Raw genomic sequence first — 25,599 nt, 5'->3', positions numbered from 1 at the left:
AGGTTCAACAGGGGAAAGATCTTGGCAGTTTCGAAAAGCGTGCAGGTCGCCGGAGTGAAGGGTCTGACAGGGGGGCTGCGATTGCTGTCTCGCAGGTGCGTCGCGTTTCTAGTGGCAGCGGGCTTTCTGGGGATGGCGCTGCCTTCCCATGCGGTGATTATTCAGATCGGTGATACCTCCGGCAACAACGGCACGGCGGTGTCCGGAGAACTGGACTTTTCCGTGTCGAACATCGGCACCAACCTCTATCGGATGAGCTTCTCGATCGACAACACCAGCAATACCGGCGTCGGCGGCAGTGCTTTCAACAATGTGCGTCTGACCGGTGTCGCCTTCGACACCCTGGGCTCAATCGTCATGGTGTCTACACCAACCGGTTGGAGGGCGCAGACAGACGGTACCGCTACGCTTCCGGGTGAAGCCTCCACATTCGATGCCTGTTTCTTCTCCGGTCCGAACTGCGGTGCAGGGGGCAATGGTGGACTGCTGGCATCCGCAGGCTCGCTGAGCGGCTTTTCCGTTAGTTTCTCACTGAACGGCTTCGCCAATAACGCCGGAAACGTGCAGTCTGCGCTGCTGGCAGGCTTCAACAGCGGCCAGTTGGCGGCCTGTATGAGATTCATTGCGATTCCCGGTTCAGGTCCGGGTGCGGGTAATGGATCGGGCTCGGATGTTGCCTGCAATGGCGGGTCCACGGTTTCCGTTCCTGAGCCGGGCACACTGGTCCTGCTTGGCACCGGACTGCTCGGGGTCGGTCTCTTCCGCCGTCGTCGAACCACCTGAGCTGTCAGAATTTCTGACACCTACCCTGGTCTGAAAGCCCGCGCTCTGCGCGGGCTTTTCATTACGGACTTTTCATTTATCGGCTGGCTGATATCCGCTAGCTGAGACCGGACACCGGCAACGCCACCCCATGAAGCGGATCCGCCGCACCGGAGGCGAGGAAACCGATCACCCTGGCCATTGCGGCCGGCGTAACCCAGGCATCGAAGTCCGCATCCGGCATGTCGGCGCGGTTGCGCGGGGTGTCGATGATGCTGGGCAGCACGCAGTTGACGTTGATGCCTTCCCCTTTGAGCTCGTCGGCCATGGCTTCGGTGAGGCGGATGACCACGCTTTTCGAGGCGCTGTAGGCCCCCATGCGGCCACCGGCCTTCTGGCCGGCACCGGCGCCGATGTTGACGACTTTACCGCGGGCGCCGCCGATGCCGGTTGCGGTGGTGTTCTTCAGCATGCCGGGAATCACGGCTCGGGCCATGTTAAGCACTGAGCGGGCGTTCAGGCCCATGAGGAAGTCCCAGGTTTTGTCTGTGGTCTCGTGCACCCGTTCACCCATGGCGAAGCCGCCGGCAATGTTGGCGAGCACGGACACCGGCCCGAACTCGGCGATGACGGCGTCCACGGCCTGGCGGCAGGCATCCACGTCGGTCAGATCGCAGATCCGGCTCGGATGACCGTTGTGAATCGCCACGACATCGAACTGCACTACCAGAGCACCGGCGGCTGCGAAGAAATCCACCACTGCTGCGCCCAGCGCACCGGCGGCGCCGGTCACCAGGACGACTTTGCCTTCGAATTCACTCATCAGCTTTCCTTGTGCCCCGGTTCCCGTCGATAGATCCCGCTGCTATTGCTGTACCTCAGGCAGCCAGAGCTTCGAGGGCTTCCCAGTGCAGGTCGCCGAACTGGCCATTCGGATTCACCGGCTGAATGCAGACATGGGTGGCACCGGCATCGTAGTGCGCCTTGAGTCGGGTGCGGATCTGTTCCGCGGTACCCCAGGCAAAGGTTGTGTCGATGAATCTGTCAGAGCCGCCGTTTTCGAAGTCGCTTTCCTTGAGTCCCATGCGCAGCCAGTTGTTGCGGTAATTGGGCAGGCCGAGATAAATCTGTGCCACCGGTCGGGCCAGAGCGCGGGCCCTGGCAGGATCTGCTTCGAGAATCACCTTCTGCTCCACGCAGAGCATCCTGTCTGTTCCGAGGATCTCGCTCGCCATCGCGGTGTGTTCGGGGGAGCTGAAATAGGGGTGTGCGCCGTCGCAATGTTCCCTGGCGAGTTCGAGCATCTTCGGACCGAGAGCGGCGATGACGCGGCGGGGTTCTTCGGACAGGGGCAGGCCCTGGTAGGGTGCCTTGTCCATGCCTTCGAGATATTTCCGCATGGTGGCGACGGGCGGGCCGTATTTGAGGCCGCGCACGCCTTCCACCAGAGGGGCATGGGACACACCAAGACCCAGAAGAAAGCGGCCGCCCGACTGCTCAGCGAGGGTGCGCTGGGCCTGCTTGGTTACTCCGGGTTCCCGGTTGTAGATGTTGACGATGCCGGTGGCGAGGGTGAGTTTTTTTGTGCCCGCCAGCAGCCAGGATGCCGTCACCAGGGGGTCCCGGCCGATGGACTCGGGAATCCACAGTGCACCATATCCCAGCGATTCGATACGGCGTGCGGCCTCCGCCGCTGCCGTTGCGGGCAGACTGTCGAAGAAGTACCACACACCCAGCTTTCCGATATCCATCCCGTTGTCCCTACTTTCCGGTGAAATTTCCAGCGCGGCGCTCGGCGACCGAACGGATGCCTTCCTGGGCGTCCGCCGTTGCGCGCAGCCACTGCTGTTCCTTGAGTTCGTGTTCGGTGGCGGCCACGACAGCGTCGGCGAGTCCCTTCCGCAGCGTTGTACGTACCGAGGTCACGGCCAGCGGTGCGTTCCCGGCAATCTCCCGGGCCAGGGCGGTGGCAGTATCGCGAAGCGAAGCCAGATCGGTGAGCACATCCACCAGGCCCATCGCCAGGGCTTCCTCACCACTCACCCTGCGACCGGTCAGCAGCATCAGAGCGGCCGCCTGCTCGCCGATGATGCGGGGCAGTGCTACGGAGATCCCGAAACCCTGGTGGATGCCGAGCTTCACGAAGTTGGCGGCGAAACGGGCCTCAGGGGCAGCCACTCGGAAATCCGGCACCAGAGCGAGACCCAGCCCGCCGCCGATCGCCGCACCCTGAATGGCGCCTACCACCGGGGTGCGGTTGCCGAACAGCCGGGCTGCTTCCCGATACAGCTTACCGGTGGTGTTCCTGAAGCCATCCTCGGTAAACTCACTGCTTCCGGAATCGTCTTCTCTACCGGTGCCGAAATTGGCACCCGCACAGAAATGCTTGCCCTGTGATGCCAGCACGATCGCGCGGCAGTCGGAACTTTCGTCAGCTGCTTCGAAGGCATCGGCGATCTGTCTGATGAGGCTGTGATCAAAGAAGTTGGTGGGCGGTCGCTGAATTTCGACTGTGGTCACATAGTCGGCGTGTGTCACCGCGATGTCGGTGTATTGAGTCATGGCGTTCCCCGTTTTCGAAGCGGGGAATAGTAGCAGCGTGTTGAGTAAAGTGCAGACAGAGCCGACCAGCGAAGACGAGGAAGGGCAGCGACCGGGTATCTGGCAGCTGGCTCTGCCGTCTATTCTCGGCAACCTGTCCTTCACCCTGGTGGGCATGGTGCAGACCAAGTTCATCGGGGAACTCGGTGCCCAGGCGCTTGCCGCTGTGGGCGCCGGTCAGCGCGTGTTCTTTGCCATGCAGGCGATACTCATGGCGGTCAGTGCAGGTACCACAGCACTGGTAGCCAGATCCTGGGGCGCGCGCGACTACCGGGAAGCCAGCCGGGTCACCATGGCCTCGCTGGTGCTCGCAGGCTCCCTGTCGCTGGTGGTGGCCGTGCTCGGTGTGCCGCTGGCGCCCTACGTGGCCGGCGTCTTCGGACTCGATCCCCACACCCTCGAGATGGCTTCAGACAATATCCGCTGGCTGTGCGTCTTCAATGTCGCCTTCGCGGTCAACTTCATTCTCAGCGCCGCGCTGCGTGCTTCCGGCGATGCATGGACACCTCTGTGGATCAGCGGTGCGGTGAATCTGATCAACATTCCTCTGCTGTATCTGTTTGTGTTCGGAAAATACGGCTTCCCGGAGATGGGCGTCGCTGGCGCCGCGGTAGCTGCCGGACTGTCTTTCACGGTCGGCGGCTTCCTGCTCGTGGCGCTGTGGATGAAGCAGAAGTTCCGGGTCAAGCACGTCAGCGGTGGCTGGTGGCGCCGCGAGCGGCTCAGGCGTCTGCTCGACATAGGCTATCCGGCAGCACTCGAGCAGTTCGTATTCCAGCTTGGCTTCTTCGTGTTTCTCATGCTCATCGGCAACTTCTACGGCACCGAGGCGTTTGCTGCGTACAACATTGGTGTGAATGTGCTGCAGGTCTGCATGACGGTGGGCTTCGGTTTCTCGATCGCGGGATCGACCCTGGTCGGGCAGCACCTCGGGGCCAATGATCATGATGCCGCCACTCGCAGTGGCTGGCGCTCCATGTGGCTGGCCATGGTGACGATGGGCGCGCTGGGTGCGCTGATCATGTTGTATGCCCGTGAGATCACTACCTTTTTCATCGGAGATGATCAGGTCACGATTGCGCGCACCGTTGAGTTCATCTATCTGCTGGGTGCCATGATGCCGATGCTGGCGGTAGACTTCTCCATCGGTGGCAGCCTCCGCGGCGCAGGCGATACCCGTTTTCCGCTGCTGGCCACCATGTTCAGTCTCATCGGCATGCGTTGCGGGCTGGCTGCGCTGTTCACCTTCCTGGGCATGCCGGTGGTCTGGGTCTACGCCGCACTGGTGGGGGACTATCTGCTGAAAACGGTGATGCTCATCTGGCGCTTCCGCAGCGGTCGCTGGAAGACGGTAGTGCGCATCGAGGCCCCTGGACCCCAGAGTGCCTGAGCTGCCGGATCTCACTGTTTATCTGGAACACCTTGAACGGCGCATCTCTGATCGTGCACTCACCGGCATCCGCATCAGCAGCCCCTTTCTGCTTCGTACCGTGTCCCCGACCGTCGACGAAGTGGTGAACCGCAGGGTGGCCGGATTGCGGCGGATGGCCAAACAGCTGGTGATTGAGCTTGAAGGGGAGATCTTTCTGGTGCTGCACCTGATGATCTCCGGCCGACTGCAGTGGGGTCCGGCTGGTGCGGCAGTACCGAAACGCATCGGGCTCGCGGCCTTCGATTTCGAGTCCGGTACGCTGCTGTTCACCGAGGTGAGTAAGAAGAAGCGCGCATCGCTGCGGCTGGTGCAGGGCCGGACCGCGCTGGCGGAGCTCGATCCGGGCGGACTCGAGGTCTTCGACATCGATCTGCAGACCTTCCGCCGGCAACTTGCGGACAGTAACCATACGCTCAAACGTGCTCTCACCGACCAGCATGTCTTTGCAGGCATCGGTAATGCTTACTCGGATGAAATTCTGTTGCGGGCACGGCTGTCGCCCTTTCAGAGACCGGTGAATCTCTCAGCGCAGGAGAGTGAAAGACTCCATACCGCCTGCCGCGATGTGCTCGAGGAGTGGACGCAGCGGCTGCGCAACCAGGTGGGTGATGAATTTCCCCGCAAAGTCACCGCGTTCCATCCGGAAATGGCCGTGCACGGTCGTTTCAGGCAGCCCTGTCCTGTCTGCGGATCTCCCGTGCAGCGGATTGTTTATGCAGAGAACGAGAGTAACTACTGCGCGAAGTGTCAGACCGATGGGCGCCTGCTGGCCGACCGTTCGCTGTCACGTCTGCTCAAAGCCAACTGGCCGAAACGGCTCGAGGATCTCGAATAGTCCCCTCAGCCGGGTGGCTTCAGAGGCCTGACTGGCGCTCCGCTCCTGAGCGCAGCTGAGTCGAAGAGACCGTATCGTGAAATTCCGTCTGACCGATCTCGATACAGCGACTGCGCAGCGATTCCGGCAGGTCCTGCGCGATATCACTCAACACCACAAATCCCGCTGCCACCTGCCGGCCGAACACCACAAAGTGCGTGTCACGGGAGATGAAGGAGCTGAGCGCTTCGGTCATGATGCGTTCACTGGTGTAGTAGTGCGGATCGATGATGCGCACCAGTGTGTCTACCCCCACCACGAAATGCGCCCCGGGAAAACGCGCGGCTTTGGCAGCGAAAGTCGGCAGTCGGGTGAGCCACACGGGTCGGTCGAACTGATCCAGGCGCTCTCTGATGGTGAGGTAATCCAGGGGTGGCTTGTCGACATTGAGCAGAGACAGTTCATAGGCGCCCCGCAGACCCGTGCGTGCCTCGGCGATGGCCAGCATTTTTTTGTGCCCGGTGTGGAGCGGATTGAAGGCGCCAGGCAGCAGCAGTAGACCATCGTGAGCCGAGCTCGGGTGGGCGTCGAGAGAACCTTCGATGAGTCGCCGCCATTCCGGCTCAGCGGGGCCGCGCTCGTGAGGCGTCTCTGCCTGCCGGAAATCCAGCTGCAGAGTCTCGAACAGCAGCTGCCAGAGCCTGTCGGTGATCAGCCGTTCCTGCTCGGCGCGGTCATTGCCGGGAAGTTCCCAGTAAGCGCCAGCGGTGACATCCAGCGTCTGCACAGCGGCATGCGCCCGGTGTGTGCCTTTCTTCTTTCTGTCTGTCGCAATGCTCGCGGTGCAGGACAGCCCGAAAGGTGTAGGGCTGCCGAGGCGGATGGCGCGCTGCATTGCCGCCATGGCCAGTGCCCGGGCGGTCTGAGCGGAACAGGCCTGCTCCGGCTGCCTGCCGAGCAGCTCGCCGAGGGCGGCGGTGGAATAGGGAATGTGGGCATCGAGCAGAGTCCGGGATGCCCCGGGCACGGCAAGCAGTTCCGTGAGCAGTCCCGTACCGCCGCCGGTAATATGAATCACGCCCTGCCAGTCGGCGGCATGGAGTCTGGCGGCGCGCTCGGACAAGTGGCTACTCGGCGAGAAATGCCCGCACGAGGGTAAGGAACTCGTCGAGCTGATCGTGGTGGACCCAGTGGCCGGCCTTCGCGATGTTCGCTACCCGTGCATTCTGAAAGTGCGCGGCACGTCCGTCCTTTTCCGGGTCGGAAGCCCAGGACTCCGTGCCTCGAATCAGCAGAGTGGGGCAGGTGATACGCCCCCAGAGTTCGTGCTGCTCTTTGAAAGGCAGGCCGACCGGGGAGAACACGCGCACGTAGTTGTCGAATTTCCAGCTGTAGGTGCCGTCTTCGTTCTGGTTGCTGCCGTGGATGGTGAGGTGACGCGCCTGGGCCTCGGTGAGATGCGGGTTTTCGGTCTGCATCCGCTCGTAGGCCTCTTCGAGGCTTGCATAGCGGCGCGGCATCCGCCCCGAGGACTTGCGCAGATCGTTCACCCAGTGCAGCAGGCGGTTTTCGATCGGCACATTGATCCGCTCTTTGATCATTTCGGGCGGAGGCCCCATGCCTTCGATGGCCACCAGTTTCACGACATTTTCCGGGAACAGTCCCGAGTAGGTCAGGGAGATGGAGCCACCCAGCGAGTGGCTGATGATGGTCGCCGGTGTCTTGCCGGTCTGATGCAGCAGCTGGGCGATATCGTAGACGTAGTCGATCTGGTTGTAGTTGCCACCCAGCATCCACTGGGAATCACCGTGACCGCGCAGATCCGGCGCGATGATGTGGTAGTCCTTGCGCAGCGCCTGAGCCACCCAGTCCCAGTTGCGGCAGTGGTCGCGACCGCCGTGCACCAGCAGCAGGGTAGGCGCGTCCTCGTTACCCCAGTCGACATAATGCAGCCGCAGTCGCTGGGAGAAATAGGAGTGGGATGTTGGACCTTCCATAGGGGCAGGATCTCGGCCTGAATGCTGTGAAAAGGAGGCGATTATAGCCGTTCGCTCGGAGGTCGCGAGTTTGCCGGCAGAAATGGCTGCCGCTGTCCCGCCGGGATCTCCGTGTCTTTGTGAGTGGCGTGATCGAGGCGGACGCCGGTTACGGAGCCTGCCCTGCGGACACACCCGCGAAAACCCTGGTGCCGTGGGACCAGGTTTCTGAGATCTCGAGATCGAGCAGGTCCTCGGTCGCCATGGCCAGCGGGTCAGCCGAGACGATTACCAGATCCGCCAGCTTGCCGACAGCCAGTGTGCCTTTGCGATCCTCCTCGAAGTACTGATAGGCCGCGTCCCGGGTCACCGCGGCGAGTGCTTCATGGATGCTCAGGCGCTGATCCGCACCAAGGACCTGTCCGCTGCGCGTGATCCTGTTGGTGGTGGCCCAGAGCAGGCGGATCATGTCGGGCGGCACGATGGGGGCATCGTTGTGCACGGTAAATGGCAGGCCACGCTCGATACTCGAGCGGGTCGGGCTGATCCGGCTGGCGCGCTCCACACCGAGCACCGAGTCCCGGTGCCAGTCGCCCCAGTAGAAGGTGTGTGCAGAGAAGAAGGACGGCATCATGCCGAGTTCGAGCATCTGATCGAGCTGATCATCCCGGACGGTTTGAGCATGGATCATCACGGTGCGATGGTCTCTGCCCGCTCGACCGGGAGCCGCTGCCACGGCATCGATGAGCTGTTGCGCGGCGGCGTCGCCATTGGCGTGGGCAAGTACGGGAATGTCCCGCTCCATCAGCGAGGCCACCATGACGTTGACGGTGGCGGCCGGGAAGGTGGGATAGCCGTGGTAATCGGCATTCTGGCCATGGGGTGGTACTGCATAAGGCCTGCTGAGATAGGCGGTCTTACCCTGGGGTGAACCGTCGAGTACCAGCTTCACTCCGCCGTAGCGAAGGCGATTGCGATAGGGGCCGAAAAGGTAGGCCATGGCATCGGCACTTTCGAGATTCTGCGCGACCGGATAGACGACCACATCAAGGCTGAGCTGGCCCAGATTGGCGGCGGTTTCCAGGAGTTCGACAGCGGGTGGTGATATCGCACCGTCCTGGGCTGTGGTGATGCCGTGGCTTGCGTAAATCGACAGGGCGTGCCTCAGGTCCGCCAGCGGATCTGCACTCGGCTGCATCAGCACTGCCCGCAACGGATAGGTGGCGGTCTCTTCCAGCACACCGTTGGGCGTTTCCGAACCCGCCTCCCGGCGGATGTGACCTCCGGGTGGATTCGGCGTTTCCGCGTTGATACCGGCGGCAGCCAGCGCGGCAGAGTTTGCCGCGAGCAGATGGCCGGACACATGCAGCAGGGCGATGGGGTGTTGGTTCGAGACCGCATCCAGTTCCTGGCGTGTCGGATGGCGCTGCTCGGCCATCAGGGAGTCGTCGTAGCCCTGACCGATCACCCAGGCACCGGGTGCGGCTGCGGTGGCCGCGAGATGGGCACGCAGCGTGGTCTGCAGTGAGGCGATATCCGTCACGGGACCCACCGGTGGTGACGCCAGATTCGCCCAGCCCAGCGTTGCGGCGAGATAGGTCAGATGCCCGTGTGCGTCGATGAATCCCGGCAGCAGGGCGCGCTCTCCGAGTTCATGCACCTGGGTGCCGGTCCCGATCCACGCGTCGGCCTTCGCCCGGTCACCCATCCAGACGATCTCCTCGCCGGTCACCGCCAGGGCGGTGGGCTGAGGCTTCTGGTCGGTCATGGTGATGATGTGGCTGCCCAGAAATACATGGCTGGCACCCTCAGCAGTCACCCCGGCTGCGGAGTTCGTTGCTGCAGACTGAGCGGTCTCTGTCTCAGGCGCGCAGGCGGCCACCAGCAGCAGCCAGATCAGGTTAAGAAATTTTCTGCTCATAGTTCTGGAGCTCCTTGCGGATGAGAGGGGCCAGCAGGTACAGGCCCACCAGATTCGGAATGGCCACCACGAAGACCAGCGCATCGGAGAGGTCCACAACAGCGCTGAGCTGCACACTGCTGCCGATGACCACGAAACACAGGAAAAAAACCTTGAAGCCGAGATCGGCCCAGCGATGGTGACCCACGAGGTAGGTGAACGCCTTCAGGCCATAGTACGACCAGGCGATCATGGTGGAAAAGGCGAACAGTACTGCGGCGATCGACAGAGGTATGGGCGACCACCAGAGGGTACTGGCGAAGGCCCGGGTGGTCAGCTCGATTCCGCTCACGCCCACCGCCGTCATGCCGGGCTCGTAGACTGTCGTGACGATGACCAGCGCTGTTATCGAACAGATCACCACTGTATCGATAAAGGGTTCGAGCAGAGCGACATGACCTTCGCTGGCGGGCTCAGGAGTTCTGGCTGTGGCGTGGGCGATAGCGGCCGAGCCCAGCCCGGCTTCATTGGAGAATGCCGCCCTGCGGAACCCGGTGATCAGCGCACCCACAGCACCCCCCGCGACACCTTCTGCGGAAAACGCACCGGTCCAGATGGCCCGCAGAGCACCCGGGAGCGCTTCGGCGTTGAGAGCGAGAATGGTGAGCGCGCTGATCATGTAGAGAAGCGCCATGCCGGGCACCAGGCGCGACGTGGTCTGAGCGATGGAACGGATACCGCCGATGATCACCAGGCCGACTGCCAGAGCAAGGCCCACACCGATCAGCCAGGCTCGATCGGCAAAGAAACTGGTTTCACCGCCGGTAAGCCCGATGAGAACCGTCGCCGCCTGGTTTGACTGAAACATGTTGCCGATCCCGAGGCAGCCGAACACCATCGCAAGCGCGTAGAACAGTCCGAGTACCCGACCGGTGCGCGGCAGCCGTAAATCGGCGAGACCGTGCTCCAGGTAATACATCGGGCCCCCCGACACCGAACCATCTTCCAGTATCCGACGGTATCGCACACCCAGAGTGCATTCTGCGAACTTGGTGGACATGCCGAGCAGACCGGCCACCAGCAGCCAGAATGCAGCACCCGGTCCGCCCATGGTAATGGCCACCGCCACACCGGCAATGTTGCCGATACCCACGGTTCCGGAGACTGCCGTGGTGAGTGCCTGGAACTGGGAAATCTCCCCGGGATCTCCTTTCTTTGCGTAGCGTCCGCGCACCAGGGCCAGGGCGTGGCCGAAGCCGCGCAGGTTGATGAAGCGAAGATAGCCGGTGAAGAACACGCCGCCTGCGATGAGCCATGCAACGATCAGGGGTATCTCGGTGCCGAAGGCGGGAACGGAAAAGAAGATGAAACCAGCCACAGTGTCTGCGACGGGGCGCATGGTGAGGTCGATGGCCTGGTCAATGTCCATTCAGCAGTGCCGGGTTCCTGGGGATGATTTTTTTCGGGAATTGATGCGATGAAGACTGGTGAGCGGATGTCGCTTTGTTATTCTTCCCGCCCCTGCGTACCGGACGGATCATAGACCATGTTGAAGAGCTTCCACATCATGCTGGCCTACCTCACTCTGGTGAGCTTTGTGGTGAGAGGTCTCTGGGCCATCGTGGATTCACCGCTGCGCAACGAGAAGTGGGTGCGCATAGCGCCCCACGTTATCGACACACTGCTGCTCACACTCGGTGTGACCATGGCGATCAGCATTGGTGCATCACTTACGGAAGGCTGGCTGGGCGCCAAACTGCTGGGTCTGCTGGCTTACATCGGCTTTGGTGTGGTGACCATGCGTGCGGGTAATCGCGGTGTGAAAATCGCCAGTTTCGTCGCTGCACTGGTCTGCGTCGGCTATATGTTCGCGGTGGCCTTCACCCGCTCGCCCTGGCCTTTCGCTGCCTGATAAACAACGGCGGCTTCGATCAGGAAGCCGAACAGCAACAGCGCAGATGCGCTCAACGAGTTGAGCAGGTCCAGCGAAAACAGCACCTGGGCCCCGGCATAGATGCCTGCCACCCGCAGGATGCTGCCCACTGCCATGCCCGAAGTACGGCGTTCCACCATCAGCCGGCCATGGAAGTAGTTGCGCAGGATGATCACCGTGGGCATGAGACACATGATCAGAAACACATCTGTGGACAGAGCCCGGACATCGTCGGGAATGCGCATCAGATCACGCCAGATCAGATTCGATACCGGCGTCAGTGCGATCAGCAGCATGATCGCGGTGAGCCCCGCCCAGATGAGCATCATGAAGCGCCGCTTGGTGGCAAGGTCGTCCAGACCGAAAGTGACGAAGAAGTGGCGGAACTGGTTGGCCGCCTGCTGAAACAGCATCGCGAAGTCGAAGGCGACACGCATGGCGGCGATGGCGAGAATGCCGTCGGGTGTGCGGCTCACGAAGGCGTAGAGCACGGGCCGGCTCAGCGCAAACATCACACCGGTAAGCGACACAGGGATGAAAAACCGGGTCAGTTCGCCGTAGGTGAGGGACTCGTGTTCCGCTGTGGCGGGCAGCCGGTAGTAGCGACGTTTTACGTAAATCGTTGCGATCAGTTGAATGAGTATGGCGACAGCTTCTGAGCCCACCAGTACATGGACCGGGCGCAGGCCAAGCTGGAAGCCGGCGATGAGTCCGACGATCACCATCACCAGAAAAAAGACATTGAGACTGGTGACCCAGCCGGTGAGACGCGCCTGCACCAGGAGACCCGTGTAGTAGAAGCGTTGCGCGCCGAGGAGAATGATCGGCGCCAGGTAGATCAGGTACTCCTGCACGCGTCCGGTCAGATCGGCATCGATACGGAAAACGACTGCGAGCAGCTTCGCTCCGGCGGTACTGTGACCCAGCAGTATCAGCGGCAGCATGATCAGGATACTCGCAGCGACAACGAAGCGGTGGCATCTTTCGGTCCCGGGCTGGCTGCGGGCGAAGACATTGGAGAGCTGGGCGATGAAATTCAGACTGGCGCGGAAGAATCCGAAGGTGCTGTAGGCCAGAGCAAAAATGGCGAGCTCGGTGATCGCTTCCGGATAGCGGGCCAGCGCTGCGTTCTGGAACTGCACAGACAGCACCATCGCCAGTCCCATGAGGGCCAGCGGCCAGTAGAAGCGCCAGTAGGCGAGCATGTCGCAGGCCGCCGGCTGCGATCAGCCGAGGGTCCGGCCGACCAGCTCCTTCATGATTTCGTTGGTGCCACCGTAGATCTTCTGCACTCGTGCGTCTGCATACATGCGGGATATTTCGTATTCGTCCATATAGCCGGCACCACCATGCAGCTGCAGGCACTCATCGATGATGTCGCACTGTTTCTGGGTGCACCAGTACTTGGCCATCGAGGCGGTGGCTGCATCGAGTTCACCTTTGAGCAGCTTCAGCACGCATTGATCCACGAAGGTGCGGCCGATGAGAGCCTCAGTCTTGCACTCGGCGAGCTTGAACCGGGTGTTCTGGAAATCCAGTACTCGCTGACCGAAGACCTGGCGCTCCTTCACGAAATCCAGAGTCAGCTCGATGGCGCGCTCAGCCTGCACGACGGCCGCCTGAGCAATGTTGAGTCGCTCCTGAGGCAGCTGCTGCATGAGCTGGATGAAGCCTCTGCCTTCGGCGTCACCGAGCAGGTGAGTGACCGGCACGCGGCAGTCGGCAAAGAACAGTTCCGATGTGTCGGCCGCTTTCTGGCCGAGCTTCTTCAGATTGCGACCGCGCTGAAAGCCCGGAGCATCACCTTCCACCACGATGAGGCTGATGCCCTTGGCACCCAGAGAGGGATCGGTTTTAGCGACCACGATGATCATGTCCGCGTGCTGACCATTGGTGATGTAGGTCTTGGATCCATTGATGATGTAGTCGTCGCCATCCCGGATGGCTGTAGTGCGGATGCGCTGCAGATCCGAGCCGGTGTTGGGTTCGGTCATCGCGATGGCGCCAACCATCTCACCGGTGGCCATCTTCGGCAGCCAGCGCTGCTTCTGCGCCTCGCTGCCGTAATTGAGGATGTAAGGCGCCACGATGGCGCTGTGGACCTGGTTCCCGAAACCGCCGATACCGGCCCTGAGCATCTCCTCCATGATGACTGTCTCATGCCGGTAGTCACCGCCTGCGCCACCGTACTGCACTGGAATCTCTGCACACAGCAGACCGGCGGCACCGGCCAGATTCCAGGCGTCGCGATCCACTTTGCCCTGATTGATCCAGGCCTCGTTGCGCGGGGCGAACTCGGCTTCGAAAAATTTCCGGGCCGCGTCCTGAAGCATGCGCAGCTCGTCGTCGAGCCAGGGGGACTGATAGTTGTCGTAAAGCATGGATGAGTTTTCCGGTTCGTGGATTGATGTGTGATCGGGCCGGGGCGTTGCTCCCGGCGTTCCGTCTTTCAGGGCAGGCCGGCCCGGCCGTAGGGAGCATGGACAACTTCGATTTTCCCCGAGCGCCGGGCCTGGCATTCGTCCGGCTGCGAGGAGCCTGCGGTCAACATGTAGAGCGACTCACCCGCCTGCCCGCCCAGCATGCAGGCGAAGGCACCCTGGTCGAGTGCCACGCGATGCGTGATCAGGCCGCCTTCCTCCTGTCGGATGCATTCGTTTGTCGTCGGAGAGGCTGACCAGATACCGCCGCCGCTGTCCAGACAGATGCCGTCGGGCACGGCGCCGGCGGGCAGCTGAGCCCAGAGACGGCGGCCCTGCAGATCCCCCCGGGCATCGATGTCGAAGGCGGTGAGTCGTGAGGCGAAGGTTTCCGCGACGATGAGCGTATTGCCATCCGGGGTGATCACCATACCGTTTGGAAATACCAGGTCATCGGCCACGATGCGCGCAACCCCATCGACGCCCACACAGATGAGCTCAGTCGCCGCCTGTGGTGCGCCACCGTGCAGATCGAATCCGAAATTACCCACCCAGGCCCGGCCCTCGCGGTCGACCACCATGTCGTTGCAGTGCCAGCGGGCGAGATCCGACAGATCGGCATGTTCTGTCAACTCCTTGCCATCCCAGCGCAGCAGGCGCCGGTCCAGCATCGAGACAACCAGCAGACTGCCATCCGGCAGCCAGCCGAGCCCGGATGGCTGATTTTCGACTCTGATCACAGGGGTGACCGCACCCTTGTCGGATACTTGGATGACCTGGTGGGCGTGCATGTCCGAGCACCAGAGGTGACCGTTGTGCCAGCGCGGCCCTTCGCCGAAACACAGGCCCCGGGTCAGTGTGTGGTGGGGAACCAGCTCAACTGTGGTCATGAATGCCTCCTGGGATGGTGGAAATCTATGGTGATGTCGTAAGGGAGTGATCCGTGGTATTCCGGAGCAGCCCGCGAGCTTAGCATGTGGGATTGGGGCGCCATCACAGGCCGGTAAAGGCCGTGGCGCCCGGTTCGGATGGAGAATCTACAGGAGCAGTTGTTATGGTCGGAATAGAAAGCGCAGCAGTGATGCGCCTGCTGCCGGTTGCCGGCAGCGTGCTGGCGTTGTGCCTGGGAATGAGTGGCTGCGAACAGGCTGGGGATACGTCGGCGGAGGGTCAGAAGCAGACTATGGCGGCCCCGGCCGGGTCGAGCACCACTGCGCCCGCCGCCGGGCAGACCCCCGCTGCGGGAACGACGATGTCCACAAAGGAGATGTCCCCAGAGGAGATTTCCCGCCACTTCAAAGTGAAGACCACAGACGCAGCCAGAGCGGCGGCGGACGCCGTAGAGGCGTCTGGAAAGAAGACCGAGACGGCGGTGGATGCAGCCACCCGCTGACCACCAGCTGGCGACGCCCTGAAAACGGGGCGGTTGAGTGTCCGCGCCCCCACGTTCTGGTGCCTGCTGGCTCATAGGGTTATTATTGGCCGTTACCCAGATAGCCGGCACCGATCGGCTGCTGGTGGCCAGCAGGCTCTGATACAAATGATAAGACGCTGATCGCCAGGCACAGAACTAATAACTACCACCAATAGAGATCAGGGCAGCAGCCCTGCAACGATAAATCCTTAGGGGGAATCAATGAAAGACGTCGTAATAGTCGACAGCATCCGTACTGGTCTGGCGAAATCGTTTCGTGGCAGCTTCAATCTCACCCGTTCCGACGACATGCTGGCCCACTGCATCGATGCGCTGCTCGAGCGTAATCCGAAGATGAGCCCCGACGAGGTCGAGGATGTCGTCGTCGGCTCGGCAAGCCATGCCGGCGAACAGGATGGCAACCTGGCCCGTCTGGCGGTGATTCTCTCCAAACTGCCCGTCACCTCGGCAGGCATGACCATCAACCGCTTCTGCTCCTCCGGACTGCAGTCCATTGCACTGGCCGCCAACCAGATCGCATCGGGTCAGGCCCAGGTCGCCATCGCAGGTGGCGCCGATTCGATCTCCATGCGCAATCGACAGGAGCCGGCAAAGGCCAAGGCAAACAAACGCCTGCTCGAAGAAAAGCCCGATATTTTCATGGCCATGGGCAACACGGCGGAAGTCGTAGCCCGTCGCTATCAGGTGACCCGGGAAGCCCAGGATCAGTACGCTCTGCAGAGCCAGCAGCGCTACGCCGCGGCGGCTGAGAAGGGCCTGATTGCCAGCGAAATCGCACCGATGAAGGCCACCATGCTCAAGGTCGACAAAGCGACCGGCGAAGAGAGCTTCGTGGATGTGATGGTAGACAAGGACGAGTGCAATCGTCCGACGACCACCCTCGAAGCCCTGGCTTCCCTGGCACCGGCATTCGAAGAAGATGGCTCCGTGACCGCCGGTAACGCCTCCCAGCTCTCGGACGGCGCCTCCATGACCCTGCTGATGAGTGCCGAACGTGCCGCCCAGCTGGGCATCGAGCCACTCGGCATCTTTCGTGGATTCACCGTGGCCGGCTGTGAGCCGGACGAAATGGGCATCGGACCGGTATTCGCGATTCCCCGGCTGCTGAAGAATGCCGGACTGAGTCTGAACGATATCGATCTGTGGGAGTTGAACGAAGCTTTCGCTTCCCAGTGCCTTTACTGCCGTGATGCTCTGGGTATTGACAACGAAATTTACAATGTCAACGGCGGCAGCATCAGCATCGGCCATCCCTTCGGCATGACCGGATCGCGTCAGACCGGTCTGATACTGCGCGAGCTGCAGCGCCGCAAGAAGAAATATGGTGTGGTGACCATGTGCATCGGTGGTGGTCAGGGCGCAGCGGGCCTGTTCGAAGCAGCCTGAGCCCGCATTCCGTCCGGCAGCTGGCTGTCCGGCAGATGGCCGCCGTCTGCCGGGCGGACCTTTCCTAACGGCCGGTAACAAATTGAAACGGTGGGGAAATGGCGACGAAACAGCACGTGGTGAGAATACCGTCGGCGCGTGCCCTGTGTTTTTCGGTTGCTGCCAGCCCGGCCCTGAATTGCCGGATGCAGGATCCTTCAACAGAGCGGATGGAGTAGAGACCCCGGAGTGTCTGATACTTTTCGACCAGTACAGCGCCGTCTGAGCGGCCTGCGGCCAGGTGGTCGTCGTCGAATTTCTGCCCTGACGCTCGCAGGTATGGTGCTCTGCTGGCTGGCTCCCTTAAGTATCGCGGAGACCGCGGACTCCACACCAGGCAATCTCCCCGACTATTCAACGAGCACCCACAGCGAACTGACGGCACTCGGCGCCCGCTGGGACGAGCTCGCGGATCCGGAACGACGCGCTCTGCTGCGGGAAGTGAAACTGCGCATGGCGCAGCGCAAGGATGCGGACGGAGTGCTCATGATTCGCACCCAGCGCCGCTACGGTCGGATTTACCGGCACTCCGACGGGCGGGTGCTGCGGATCGAGACTCAGGTTGTACAGGTGCGGCCGGTGGCGCCTGGTGAAGGGCGCAGCGGATTCGGTGTTGGCTATGAAAGGCGCAGTGCCGTGGTGTCGGAAGTCGGCGCAACACCGGAAGTTGGCACAACGCCGGATGCCGGCTCTACACCGGATGCCGGCTCTCCACCGGATACCGGCAGGGCAGGCGAGTCCGGTCGTCCCCAGCCTCAGGACAATCTACCGCCTGTAATGCTCGTCAACGACCCCGACCGCCGCTGATTCCGCAGATCGTGAGCATGGAAGGAGAAGGCGCAACACTGCTCGTCGTCGACGATGATCCCGAGATCCGCGAACTCACCCAGCAGTACCTGCAGCAGCAGGGATTCACTGTGCATTGCGTGGCCAGTGGTGAAGAAATGGATGCATTCCTCAAGACCACCGAGGTAGACCTCGTGGTGCTGGATCTGATGCTGCCGGGTGAACATGGTCTCTCGATCGCACGACGACTCAAGAATGAGGGCACGATTCCGATCGTGATGGTGTCGGCCCAGGGCGATGACATCGATCGAATAGTCGGGCTCGAGGTCGGAGCAGACGACTATCTTGCCAAGCCCTTCAATCCCCGCGAACTTCTCGCGCGAATTCGTGCGGTGTTGCGGCGTGCCCGTGGGGCCCGGACTGAAGAGACCACTGGCGATGGCACCGTTCGGTTCGGGGCCTTTCAACTGGACACCGGCGCTCATCGCCTGTCCCGGGAAGGCGAACCTGTGCCCCTGACCTCGGGTGAATTTGATCTGCTTTCGATTCTGGTTGCACACCCGAACAAGGTTCTGGACAGGGACCGCATTCTCGATCTGCTGACCGGTGCGGAACGTTCACCCTTCGATCGGAGTATCGATGTACGGGTAACCCGTCTGCGCAGCAAGATCGAGCCGGACGCGTCGGCACCGGTATTCATCAAGACGATCTGGGGTAAGGGCTACATGTTCTGTCCCGACGGTGATGCCTGACTCCTCGATCTCTTTCTTTTCCGGATCGCTGCTGGCTCGCACGAATCTCACCCTGACTGTGAGTTCTCTGCTGATTGCCGTGGTGGCGATCGTAGCCCTCAACAAATTCGTGATTGATCCCATCGCCCGGCAATCGGCGAACGATGAGGCCGCACTGCTGGTGCTGTCCATTCAGACCTGGGTCGAGCTGCCACCGGCTGCGCGACCCTATTTCGAACTGGAACTTGCCCAGAACCACGATCTGATCGTCAGCGCCCAGCCCAGGCAGCTCCAGCCCGCAACACTCGAACAGCCTTATCTGAGTCTGCTCGAGGAAAGCCTGAGTGAGCGGCTCGGCGAACCGGTACATCTGATGGAAGGGGATGAACTGGTCTGGGTGGACATCGATATGGGCGGACACGATCTGCAGATCGGATTCTCACCCGGACGACGCGACATCCAGCCACTCTATGTGGGCATCATCATTTTCGGCCTGGGTGCGGCCATCGTATTCGTCACTTCGCTGATCATCGTGCAGCGTATTACCCGGCCACTGGTGCAGGCAGCGGAGCGGGTGGAATCCTTCAGAGGCGGTGAAAACTTCGAGCCACTACCCGAAAGCGGGCCGCGCGAACTGGTATCGCTTGCGCGCAATTTCAATACCATGGCGCGGGAGATATCGGCACTGCTGTCCAATCGCACTACGCTGCTGGCCGGTATCTCCCACGATCTGCGGACACCTCTGACCCGAATGCGGCTGGCTTTGGAACTGCTGCCGGAAGAGGTTGACCCGAAACTCGTGCAGCGATTCGAACGCAATCTGGGTGCCATGGACACGCTGATCGGAGATGCACTGAAGTTTGCGCGGGGCACTGGTGAACCACCCCGGCTCGTCTGTCTGGAGCCATTCATCCGGGACCTGGCTGATGGATTCGAGCCTCCGATACCCGTGGAGTTTGAACGCGTCGACACCGCGCCGCGGTCACTGGCGCCCGGCGCCCTGGAGCGGGTGCTGCAGAACCTGATCAGCAACGCCCGACACTACGGCTGCAACGTGCGTGTGCGCGTGGACGGTACAGAAATTCACGTACTCGATGATGGTCCCGGGATCCCGGATGAGTACAAGGAGCGGGTTTTCCAACCGTTCTTCCGGATTGAAGACTCCCGCAACCAGGCAACCGGTGGCAGCGGCCTGGGTCTTGCCATAGTCCAGCAGCTCTGTCAGGCCCATGGCTGGCGGGTGCGGATCGCAGATCGCAGGGGTGGTGGCACAGATGTGGTGGTCTCTCTGGGTGGGGCGATGTCAGGGGAAGCGAGTCGATCCGATGGGCTTCGCAGCTGATCTGAAGCACTTCCGCGCGGTCTGGTAACAAAATGTCACAATAATCCCGGCTTGCGAAATTGCCGGGAAACAGCTTTCGTCGATAGTAGCACTCAACGCGGTTGAGGAAGACGTCCACTCGACGGAGGTTTACCAGAGACCGCGGTGATGATCCCCTTGAGACCTTTCTGAAGGTCGACCCCCAAAACCGCCGGCTCCCTCTCCAGGCCGGCGGTTTTCCTGTTTATGGCCCTCTGGTTTTTGCGAAGCCTTTCCAGAGGACTCCCGGAAGCCGGGGCTGAACCTCAGCCGCTGACCTGATGCAGATGCACGTCCCGTTGCGGGTAGGGAATCGAGATGCCCTCTGCGTCAAAAGTAACTTTTACCTTCTCGGTCAGGCTGAAGAAGAATGCCCAGTAGTCGGGTGATTTCACCCAGACCCGTGTGGTGATGTTTACCGAGCTGTCTCCGAGGGAAGACACCACAATCAGCGGAGCGGGCTCGCTCAGTGCTCTGTCATCGCTGGTTACAAGACGCTCGATGATGGCCTTGGCCTTGCTGATGTCATCGTCGTAGCCGATACCAAACACGAAATCGACGCGGCGGGTAGCCTCTTTGGAGAAGTTCGTGATGATGCCGTTTGAAAGTGACCCGTTCGGTACCACGATGACTTTATTGTCACCCGTCTTGATGACGGTGTGAAAGATACCGATTTCTGAGACTGTGCCGGACACGCCCTGGGCGTCTATGAAATCGCCGACCTTGAACGGCCGGAACATCAGCACCAGCACCCCACCGGCGAAATTGGCGAGGCTGCCCTGGAGAGCGAGGCCGACCGCCAGTCCGGCAGCACCCAGAATTGCGATGAAAGAGGTTGTCTCGATGCCGATCATCGAAGCAACGCTGATCAGCAGCAGTGCTTTGAACCCGACGGATACCAGATTGCTGAGAAATTTGGCGAGCGTCGGCTCTGTATTGCTGCGTTCCATGCCTTTGCCGATCAAGCGGACGAATCGATTGATCACCCAGAGACCGACGAAGAGAACGACGAGCGCCAGTACCAGCTTGGGTCCATAGCTCATCGCCATCTCGATACCGATATCCATGTACTCGGCTGCCTGTTCCGTAGAAATTTCTTCCATGTCTGTCCTCACTGTCTCCTGAAGTGGTTGTTGTGTTGCGATCCTGGCATTAGAGGTACCATTGCTGGCGAAACGCGCCGGGGCAATTGCGGGACTCGATGAGTGCCAGAAATCACGGCGCACACACTACCCCACTCGGGACCAGTTTTCAGTTGCCGGGGTGAAAAGAGCTGAGGTGAAAAGAGCTGAGGTGAAAAGAGCTGAGGTGAAAAGAGCCGCGGTGAAAAGAGCCGCGGTGAAAAGAACAGCCAGCAAGCGACTGCGTCGCAATGTGGCCCTGCTCCTCACCGCAGGCGTCTGCGTCACTGGCTGTTCCGGCGCTTACTACGGAGCCTGGGAAAAGCTGGGTGTACACAAGCGCGATATCCTGGTGGAGCGGGTCGAAGCTGCATCGGAAGCCCAGGAAGCGGCGAAGGAGGAATTCCGCAGCGCGTATCAGCAGTTTGCCAGTGTCGTCCAGGTTTCACCGTCCAGGCTGCAGAGCACTTACGAGTCGCTGCAGGAGGTCTACGACGATGCCTCGGAGCGGGCCGATAAGGTGACTGACAGAATCGATGCGGTGGAGTCAGTGTCCGAAGCCCTGTTCGATGAATGGCAGGATGAGATCCGGCTGATCTCCAGCGACAGTCTGCGCTCCCGGAGTGCCAGCCAGCTGAAGGCTTCCAGACGTCAATACTCGGATCTGATCCGGGCGATGCGACGCGCCGAGGCGAAGATGGCGCCGGTGCTGGATGCTTTCCGCGATCAGGTCCTGTTTCTCAAGCACAATCTCAATGCGCGGGCGATAGCCTCCCTGAAGGGAGAGCTGGTTGGCATCGAGAAAGACGTGGCGGCGCTGATCCGGGACATGGAAGCTTCCATCGAGAAATCGCAGAAATTCATCGAGGACATGTCGGTGAGTGACGCAGGCTGACGGTGCAATGAAATACCAGAACATTCTTTATGCGGTGGAAGGCCATATGGCGCTTATCACCATCAACAGACCCGATCGACACAATGCGATCTCGCTCGCCACGCTGGAAGAATTGAGACATGCCGCCGCAGTCGCGGCTGAAGATACGGCTGTGCGGGTGATCACCATCACCGGCGCGGGCGAGCGCGCTTTTGCTTCCGGATCAGATCTGGAGGAAGTGCTGCATCGGGATTTCCGCAAGGCACTGGAGCCTATCGTGCAGGGACTCGCGGATCAGCTCGAACGCACGCCTAAGCCGACCATCGCTGCGATCAACGGCATCTGCATGGGGGGCGGACTCGAAGTCGCCCTGGGTTGCGATCTGAGAATCGCCACTCCCAATGCCCGCTTCGCGACTCCGGAAGGCAAACTCGGCATAATTCCCGGCGGCGGTGCGACCGCACGGTTACCCCGCATCGTCGGTCGAGGATGGGGCATGGAGATGCTGCTCATGGGTGAGGCGATCGATGCCGAACGAGCGCTGTCCATTGGTCTGATTACCCGCATAGTACCGGCACAGGAGCTCCTTGAAGAAGCCCGTCGCATGGCCGCCCATATGGCCGGATTTGCACCTTTCGTGCCCCGGACTATGAAAGCCATGGTGCATTTCGGGATGGAGGCCAGCCTTGCCGGCGCGCTCATGTTTGAGAAATACGCTCAAGGTGCGCTGGTGCAGACGGAAGACAAGATTGAAGGGATCAGCGCCTTCCTGGAGAAGCGTGATCCGGATTTCAAAGGGCGTTAGACTCAGACCGATTCGATACCAATACAACCAGATAAGGGGGAAACCATGGCAGTCGAAAAATTTCCCGTGGAAGCGAGCCACATCATGATGTTTGCGCGCTCCATCGGGGACGACAATCAGATCTACTACGACGCGGATTACGCAAAGAAAACCGAGCCTGGCTCGATCATAGCTCCGCCGACCTTTCCACAGTCCAGTGCCCAGTTCGACCCGGACTATTTCCTGCGACCGAAAGTCGGCCAGCCCTGGTTCGGATCGGGTAAGGAGCCGACCGGTATCAAGAAATCGTCTGGTGGTGGCGGCGGCGGTGGTGGTGGCGGCGGGCTTCACGCCGAGCAGCACTTCGTCTACCACAGACACCTCAAGCCCGGGGATGTGCTGACCGCAAAAAACAAGCCCGGCAAAAGCTGGGAAAAGGAGAGCAAGCGCGCCGGTAAACTGATGTTTTCTGAGTCGGTAACAGAGTATTACGACCAGAACGGCGAACTGGTGATCACTGCAACCGGCGTCGGCGTTCGTACTGAACGTCCTGTTGATCAGAAGTAGGAGACATCAGCATGGCATTGAAAGCAAAAGACCTGAAGATTGGCGACACCTACAGCGAATGTCTCGTTGAAGATCTCAAGCGCACCCAGATCGTGCAGTATGCGGGCGCCTCGGGTGACTACAATCCGCTCCACACGGATGAAGTGTTCACCACCAAAGTAGCCGGCTATCCGAGTGTTTTTGCGCACGGCATGCTCACCATGGGTATGACCGGTCGCATGCTGACCAACTATGTGGGTGACGGGCGCCTGACCAAGTATGGAGTGCGCTTCACCAATCAGGTGTGGCCTGGCGACACCCTCACCGGCACCGCGACCGTGGAGTCACTGGAAGGCAACAACCTTCGACTCACCGTGGAGACGAAAAATCAGGATGGTGCAACGGTGCTGTCCGGTTATGCGGAAGCGCGCGTCGACTGACAGGCGCTCTGCCTCGCGGGCAGGGACCACACGGATCGGTCGGCGTGTCAGGACGTCGACCGATCAGCGTTCCGTCGAGTCCTGGCCCTGGTCTCCTGGTCTCCTGGTCTCCTGGTCTCCTGGTCTCCTGGTCTCCTGGTAAATGGCGCGACAGTCGTTGTCGCCATCGCGAGGTCAGACTTTCGGCACGACCTGGCGGAAGGCGTGTATGACCACCCGCTCCCACAGCCCGGCACCGGTGTAGGGGTCGGCTCTGTTGAACGCCTCAACAGCGGCCCGGTCCGGGGCTTCGAGAATAAACATCGAGCCACACATCTTCTGGCCGTCGTCACTCAGCATCGGACCGGCCAGACGGATCATGTCGGATGCGGTGCCGATATAGGCCAGATGAGCCTCCCGGGTTGCCAGCCTTACTGACTCGGCACCCGCTTTGTCTTCGCAGAACAGCACGAATTGCATCGGTTCTCCTATTTTCGGTTGTTCCGGGCCGGACCCAGCCGTTCCGGTTGCCGTCTTCAGTTCAATTGCGGCTTCGCACGACCTCAGGCAAGCGCGGCTTTGAGTTTCTCCGCCACCTGAGCGAAGGCCTTCCTGCTCACTTCGAAGATGCCGGCTGTGGCCAGGAAATCGTGCACCAGTCCATCGAAGCGGATGGCTTCGACCCGATTGCCCGCATTTTTGAGACAGGCGGCGTAGGCTTCGCCTTCATCGCGGAGGGGGTCGAATTCCGCGGTAAGGATCAGGGCCCGGGGCAGGTTGCGATGATCCTTCGCGAGCAGCGGTGAAGCGTCCGCTTCTGCGCGCCGCGCCGGCTGCGGACAGTAGCTGTCCCAGAACCAGCGCATGGTGTCGGTTTCGAGGAGATAGCCGGTGCCGTTTGCCGCGTAAGAGGCGCGGCTCAGGTCATGGTCCACCACCGGGTAGGCGAGCAGCTGGAAATCGATGGCGGGCCCCCCCTCGTCTCTTGCCTTGAGCGCCACTACTGCAGCGAGATTGCCACCCGCACTCTCTCCCCCTACCGCCAGTCGGCCATTGCCACCCAGGCTTTCCGCGTTGTCCGCCACCCAGCAGGTTGCCGCATAAGCGTCCACCACAGCCGCCGGATAGACGTGTTCCGGAGCCAGCCGGTAGTCCACCGAGACTACGATGCAGTCGGCGGCCACGGCGAGGCTGCGACAGGCGGCATCCGCGGTATCCAGATCGCCGATCACCCAGCCGCCCCCGTGAAAGTTGACGAATATGCCTTTCCTTCCGCCAGTTTCGCTGGCCCCGCCAGTCCCGCGGGCGCCAGCGGGACGATAGATGCGGATGGGAATCTCCCCGTCAGGCCCGGGAATTCGACGATCTTCGACCTTTCCGATCGGCAGATCCGGATTCAGTGGCCGCATCATCCGGTAAAACTCCCTGCCCTGGGCGGGTGGCAGGGAAGACAGGGGCGGTGCGGGTGTTTCCGCGATCTGGGCGAACATCGCCTGATACTCGGGTGCTAGTGGCATGGTTTCCCTCTGGATTGGCGTTAGAATGTGCGGCTTTCAAGGTTATCAAATCCCGAGCGCATCCTGCGCCCGACCACTGGGTGGATGACCCCATCAATCTGGAGAAGTAATGAAGACCACGCAGCTTGGCCTGGAAGACGGCGCGATCGAGGCGGTGAAGCAGTTTCAGTTTCTCGACAACACCCTGCTCAAAGCCCGTACCATCACCCTGTTCGGTGAAATCGATCAGGATGTTGCCCGCCGTACTACGGAGCGGCTGCTGGCGCTGTCTTTTGAATCCGACGCCCCCATCACCCTGTATATCGGTTCTCCCGGCGGCCATGTGGAATCCGGCGACACGATTTTCGACATGATCCGCTGCATCAAGCCGGTGGTCCGCACCGTGGGTACCGGCTGGGTAGGATCGATTGCCACCCACATTTACCTGGCGCCCGAAAAGGAAAACCGGTTCTGTCTGCCAAACACCCGCTTTCTGATTCATCAGCCCGCCGGTGGGTTCGGCGGTACCGCGTCGGATGTGGAAATTCATGCCCGGGAAATCCTCAAGACCCGGGAGCGGATCAACACCATTATCGCCGAACGCACCGGTCAGCCCCTGGAGCGGGTGGAGAAGGATACCGACCGCGATTACTGGATGAGCGCGGAAGAATCGGTCGCCTATGGCATCGTCGGACGGGTGATCAGCAGTCTCAGCGACATCGGCTGATCCCCGGCGTCCGCAGCCGGGAGCGCCAACGCTTCATTGAGACAGCCGGCCTTACGC

General features: G+C 61.2%; 27 protein-coding genes. 14 read left to right on the top strand and 13 right to left on the bottom strand.

Going from position 1 to position 25,599, the window contains the following annotated elements; genetic code table 11:
- Nucleotides 1-21 precede the first annotated feature (21 nt).
- On the top strand, nt 22-783 hold the full coding sequence (locus tag R3E82_14315; protein ID MEZ5552067.1) for a cistern family PEP-CTERM protein: 762 nt from the start codon (nt 22-24) through the stop codon (nt 781-783).
- 97 nt (nt 784-880) lie between these two features.
- Here the strand turns inward: R3E82_14315 and R3E82_14310 are convergent, their stop codons facing one another.
- Genes R3E82_14310 through R3E82_14300 form a run of 3 tightly spaced genes read right to left on the bottom strand, consistent with a single transcriptional unit; the run spans nt 881 to nt 3,324 of the window.
- Complete coding sequence (locus R3E82_14310; protein MEZ5552066.1) at nt 881-1,585, bottom strand: SDR family NAD(P)-dependent oxidoreductase; 705 nt, start codon at nt 1,583-1,585, stop codon at nt 881-883.
- 55 nt (nt 1,586-1,640) lie between these two features.
- On the bottom strand, nt 1,641-2,513 hold the full coding sequence (locus R3E82_14305) for a TIGR03620 family F420-dependent LLM class oxidoreductase (protein MEZ5552065.1): 873 nt from the start codon (nt 2,511-2,513) through the stop codon (nt 1,641-1,643).
- 10 nt (nt 2,514-2,523) lie between these two features.
- Complete coding sequence (locus R3E82_14300) at nt 2,524-3,324, bottom strand: enoyl-CoA hydratase/isomerase family protein (GenBank protein ID MEZ5552064.1); 801 nt, start codon at nt 3,322-3,324, stop codon at nt 2,524-2,526.
- Between R3E82_14300 and R3E82_14295 the strand changes: the two genes are divergently transcribed.
- The gene (locus tag R3E82_14295) at nt 3,323-4,753 is read left to right on the top strand and encodes an MATE family efflux transporter (GenBank protein MEZ5552063.1); all 1,431 of its coding nucleotides are present in this window, start codon (nt 3,323-3,325) and stop codon (nt 4,751-4,753) included. The genes R3E82_14300 and R3E82_14295 overlap by 2 nt on opposite strands.
- On the top strand, nt 4,746-5,630 hold the full coding sequence (locus tag R3E82_14290; GenBank protein ID MEZ5552062.1) for a DNA-formamidopyrimidine glycosylase family protein: 885 nt from the start codon (nt 4,746-4,748) through the stop codon (nt 5,628-5,630). Before R3E82_14295 ends, R3E82_14290 begins: the two co-directional genes overlap by 8 nt.
- Before the next feature lie 19 nt (nt 5,631-5,649).
- Here the strand turns inward: R3E82_14290 and R3E82_14285 are convergent, their stop codons facing one another.
- The 4 genes from R3E82_14285 to R3E82_14270 all read right to left on the bottom strand — a co-directional run bounded on the left by R3E82_14285 (nt 5,650) and on the right by R3E82_14270 (nt 10,914).
- The gene (locus tag R3E82_14285) at nt 5,650-6,732 is read right to left on the bottom strand and encodes a hypothetical protein (protein MEZ5552061.1); all 1,083 of its coding nucleotides are present in this window, start codon (nt 6,730-6,732) and stop codon (nt 5,650-5,652) included.
- Nucleotides 6,733-6,736: 4 nt separating this feature from the next.
- Entirely contained in the window at nt 6,737-7,606 is an 870-nt protein-coding gene (locus R3E82_14280) for an alpha/beta hydrolase (protein MEZ5552060.1), read from the bottom strand.
- Nucleotides 7,607-7,754: 148 nt separating this feature from the next.
- Nucleotides 7,755-9,506 carry an amidohydrolase gene (locus R3E82_14275; protein ID MEZ5552059.1) on the bottom strand — a complete coding sequence of 584 codons (1,752 nt, stop codon included), beginning with the start codon at nt 9,504-9,506 and terminating at the stop codon, nt 7,755-7,757.
- Complete coding sequence (locus tag R3E82_14270) at nt 9,487-10,914, bottom strand: alanine/glycine:cation symporter family protein (GenBank protein ID MEZ5552058.1); 1,428 nt, start codon at nt 10,912-10,914, stop codon at nt 9,487-9,489. The genes R3E82_14275 and R3E82_14270 overlap by 20 nt, the downstream gene beginning before the upstream one ends.
- Before the next feature lie 117 nt (nt 10,915-11,031).
- Between R3E82_14270 and R3E82_14265 the strand changes: the two genes are divergently transcribed.
- Nucleotides 11,032-11,397, top strand: a complete 366-nt coding sequence (locus tag R3E82_14265) for a SirB2 family protein (GenBank protein MEZ5552057.1) — start codon at nt 11,032-11,034, stop codon at nt 11,395-11,397.
- On the opposite strand, the gene R3E82_14260 is transcribed toward R3E82_14265, so the two are convergent.
- From R3E82_14260 to R3E82_14250, 3 genes are all read right to left on the bottom strand, one after another.
- Complete coding sequence (locus tag R3E82_14260) at nt 11,346-12,623, bottom strand: hypothetical protein (GenBank protein ID MEZ5552056.1); 1,278 nt, start codon at nt 12,621-12,623, stop codon at nt 11,346-11,348. The genes R3E82_14265 and R3E82_14260 overlap by 52 nt on opposite strands.
- A gap of 21 nt (nt 12,624-12,644) precedes the next feature.
- The gene (locus tag R3E82_14255; GenBank protein ID MEZ5552055.1) at nt 12,645-13,799 is read right to left on the bottom strand and encodes an acyl-CoA dehydrogenase family protein; all 1,155 of its coding nucleotides are present in this window, start codon (nt 13,797-13,799) and stop codon (nt 12,645-12,647) included.
- Nucleotides 13,800-13,867: 68 nt separating this feature from the next.
- On the bottom strand, nt 13,868-14,728 hold the full coding sequence (locus R3E82_14250) for an SMP-30/gluconolactonase/LRE family protein (protein ID MEZ5552054.1): 861 nt from the start codon (nt 14,726-14,728) through the stop codon (nt 13,868-13,870).
- Nucleotides 14,729-14,892: 164 nt separating this feature from the next.
- Between R3E82_14250 and R3E82_14245 the strand changes: the two genes are divergently transcribed.
- From R3E82_14245 to R3E82_14225, 5 genes are all read left to right on the top strand, one after another.
- Entirely contained in the window at nt 14,893-15,231 is a 339-nt protein-coding gene (locus R3E82_14245; GenBank protein MEZ5552053.1) for a hypothetical protein, read from the top strand.
- Between the two features lie 243 nt (nt 15,232-15,474).
- Nucleotides 15,475-16,659, top strand: coding sequence for a thiolase family protein (locus tag R3E82_14240; GenBank protein ID MEZ5552052.1), 1,185 nt, complete (start codon nt 15,475-15,477; stop codon nt 16,657-16,659).
- 228 nt (nt 16,660-16,887) lie between these two features.
- On the top strand, nt 16,888-17,505 hold the full coding sequence (locus R3E82_14235) for a hypothetical protein (GenBank protein ID MEZ5552051.1): 618 nt from the start codon (nt 16,888-16,890) through the stop codon (nt 17,503-17,505).
- Nucleotides 17,506-17,522: 17 nt separating this feature from the next.
- Nucleotides 17,523-18,236 carry a response regulator gene (locus R3E82_14230; protein MEZ5552050.1) on the top strand — a complete coding sequence of 238 codons (714 nt, stop codon included), beginning with the start codon at nt 17,523-17,525 and terminating at the stop codon, nt 18,234-18,236.
- Complete coding sequence (locus R3E82_14225) at nt 18,229-19,557, top strand: ATP-binding protein (protein ID MEZ5552049.1); 1,329 nt, start codon at nt 18,229-18,231, stop codon at nt 19,555-19,557. The genes R3E82_14230 and R3E82_14225 overlap by 8 nt, the downstream gene beginning before the upstream one ends.
- A gap of 284 nt (nt 19,558-19,841) precedes the next feature.
- Here the strand turns inward: R3E82_14225 and R3E82_14220 are convergent, their stop codons facing one another.
- The gene (locus R3E82_14220; GenBank protein MEZ5552048.1) at nt 19,842-20,678 is read right to left on the bottom strand and encodes a mechanosensitive ion channel; all 837 of its coding nucleotides are present in this window, start codon (nt 20,676-20,678) and stop codon (nt 19,842-19,844) included.
- 235 nt (nt 20,679-20,913) lie between these two features.
- On the opposite strand from R3E82_14220, the gene R3E82_14215 reads away from it, so the two are divergent.
- From R3E82_14215 to R3E82_14200, 4 genes are read left to right on the top strand one after another with little or no spacing between them, the layout of a single operon-like run.
- Nucleotides 20,914-21,591 (top strand): DUF2959 domain-containing protein, encoded by a 678-nt coding sequence (locus tag R3E82_14215; protein ID MEZ5552047.1) that lies wholly within the window; start codon nt 20,914-20,916, stop codon nt 21,589-21,591.
- On the top strand, nt 21,578-22,375 hold the full coding sequence (locus R3E82_14210) for an enoyl-CoA hydratase-related protein (GenBank protein MEZ5552046.1): 798 nt from the start codon (nt 21,578-21,580) through the stop codon (nt 22,373-22,375). The genes R3E82_14215 and R3E82_14210 overlap by 14 nt, the downstream gene beginning before the upstream one ends.
- Nucleotides 22,376-22,420: 45 nt before the next feature.
- On the top strand, nt 22,421-22,921 hold the full coding sequence (locus R3E82_14205) for a MaoC family dehydratase N-terminal domain-containing protein (GenBank protein MEZ5552045.1): 501 nt from the start codon (nt 22,421-22,423) through the stop codon (nt 22,919-22,921).
- Between the two features lie 11 nt (nt 22,922-22,932).
- Nucleotides 22,933-23,340 (top strand): MaoC/PaaZ C-terminal domain-containing protein, encoded by a 408-nt coding sequence (locus R3E82_14200; GenBank protein ID MEZ5552044.1) that lies wholly within the window; start codon nt 22,933-22,935, stop codon nt 23,338-23,340.
- A gap of 174 nt (nt 23,341-23,514) precedes the next feature.
- Here the strand turns inward: R3E82_14200 and R3E82_14195 are convergent, their stop codons facing one another.
- Together R3E82_14195 and R3E82_14190 are read right to left on the bottom strand one after the other, a co-directional pair.
- Nucleotides 23,515-23,799 carry a YciI family protein gene (locus tag R3E82_14195; GenBank protein ID MEZ5552043.1) on the bottom strand — a complete coding sequence of 95 codons (285 nt, stop codon included), beginning with the start codon at nt 23,797-23,799 and terminating at the stop codon, nt 23,515-23,517.
- Between the two features lie 83 nt (nt 23,800-23,882).
- Nucleotides 23,883-24,836 (bottom strand): alpha/beta hydrolase, encoded by a 954-nt coding sequence (locus tag R3E82_14190; protein ID MEZ5552042.1) that lies wholly within the window; start codon nt 24,834-24,836, stop codon nt 23,883-23,885.
- A 109-nt stretch (nt 24,837-24,945) separates the two neighbouring features.
- Here R3E82_14190 and R3E82_14185 point away from each other — a divergent pair, with 109 nt between their 5' ends.
- Nucleotides 24,946-25,542 (top strand): ATP-dependent Clp protease proteolytic subunit, encoded by a 597-nt coding sequence (locus R3E82_14185; GenBank protein MEZ5552041.1) that lies wholly within the window; start codon nt 24,946-24,948, stop codon nt 25,540-25,542.
- The last annotated feature ends 57 nt before the right edge of the window (nt 25,543-25,599 follow it).

It is taken from the genome of Pseudomonadales bacterium, from assembly GCA_041395945.1.
Taxonomy (GTDB): domain Bacteria; phylum Pseudomonadota; class Gammaproteobacteria; order Pseudomonadales; family Azotimanducaceae; genus SZUA-309.
Note: the sequence above shows the minus strand (reverse complement) of the source record. Positions and strands in the feature narration are given on the sequence as shown.

Bases quoted from the DNA above. Each gene is read 5' to 3' on its own strand.
- R3E82_14310 (MEZ5552066.1), bottom strand. From the start codon at position 1,585: ATGAGTGAATTCGAAGGCAAAGTCGTCCTGGTGACCGGCGCCGCCGGT.
- R3E82_14305 (MEZ5552065.1), bottom strand. From the start codon at position 2,513: ATGGATATCGGAAAGCTGGGTGTGTGGTACTTCTTCGACAGTCTGCCC.
- R3E82_14295 (MEZ5552063.1), top strand. From the start codon at position 3,323: ATGGCGTTCCCCGTTTTCGAAGCGGGGAATAGTAGCAGCGTGTTGAGT.
- R3E82_14300 (MEZ5552064.1), bottom strand. From the start codon at position 3,324: ATGACTCAATACACCGACATCGCGGTGACACACGCCGACTATGTGACC.
- R3E82_14280 (MEZ5552060.1), bottom strand. From the start codon at position 7,606: ATGGAAGGTCCAACATCCCACTCCTATTTCTCCCAGCGACTGCGGCTG.
- R3E82_14275 (MEZ5552059.1), bottom strand. From the start codon at position 9,506: ATGAGCAGAAAATTTCTTAACCTGATCTGGCTGCTGCTGGTGGCCGCC.
- R3E82_14270 (MEZ5552058.1), bottom strand. From the start codon at position 10,914: ATGGACATTGACCAGGCCATCGACCTCACCATGCGCCCCGTCGCAGAC.
- R3E82_14265 (MEZ5552057.1), top strand. From the start codon at position 11,032: ATGTTGAAGAGCTTCCACATCATGCTGGCCTACCTCACTCTGGTGAGC.
- R3E82_14260 (MEZ5552056.1), bottom strand. From the start codon at position 12,623: ATGCTCGCCTACTGGCGCTTCTACTGGCCGCTGGCCCTCATGGGACTG.
- R3E82_14255 (MEZ5552055.1), bottom strand. From the start codon at position 13,799: ATGCTTTACGACAACTATCAGTCCCCCTGGCTCGACGACGAGCTGCGC.
- R3E82_14250 (MEZ5552054.1), bottom strand. From the start codon at position 14,728: ATGACCACAGTTGAGCTGGTTCCCCACCACACACTGACCCGGGGCCTG.
- R3E82_14245 (MEZ5552053.1), top strand. From the start codon at position 14,893: ATGGTCGGAATAGAAAGCGCAGCAGTGATGCGCCTGCTGCCGGTTGCC.
- R3E82_14240 (MEZ5552052.1), top strand. From the start codon at position 15,475: ATGAAAGACGTCGTAATAGTCGACAGCATCCGTACTGGTCTGGCGAAA.
- R3E82_14230 (MEZ5552050.1), top strand. From the start codon at position 17,523: ATGGAAGGAGAAGGCGCAACACTGCTCGTCGTCGACGATGATCCCGAG.
- R3E82_14225 (MEZ5552049.1), top strand. From the start codon at position 18,229: ATGCCTGACTCCTCGATCTCTTTCTTTTCCGGATCGCTGCTGGCTCGC.
- R3E82_14220 (MEZ5552048.1), bottom strand. From the start codon at position 20,678: ATGGAAGAAATTTCTACGGAACAGGCAGCCGAGTACATGGATATCGGT.
- R3E82_14205 (MEZ5552045.1), top strand. From the start codon at position 22,421: ATGGCAGTCGAAAAATTTCCCGTGGAAGCGAGCCACATCATGATGTTT.
- R3E82_14200 (MEZ5552044.1), top strand. From the start codon at position 22,933: ATGGCATTGAAAGCAAAAGACCTGAAGATTGGCGACACCTACAGCGAA.
- R3E82_14195 (MEZ5552043.1), bottom strand. From the start codon at position 23,799: ATGCAATTCGTGCTGTTCTGCGAAGACAAAGCGGGTGCCGAGTCAGTA.
- R3E82_14190 (MEZ5552042.1), bottom strand. From the start codon at position 24,836: ATGCCACTAGCACCCGAGTATCAGGCGATGTTCGCCCAGATCGCGGAA.
- R3E82_14185 (MEZ5552041.1), top strand. From the start codon at position 24,946: ATGAAGACCACGCAGCTTGGCCTGGAAGACGGCGCGATCGAGGCGGTG.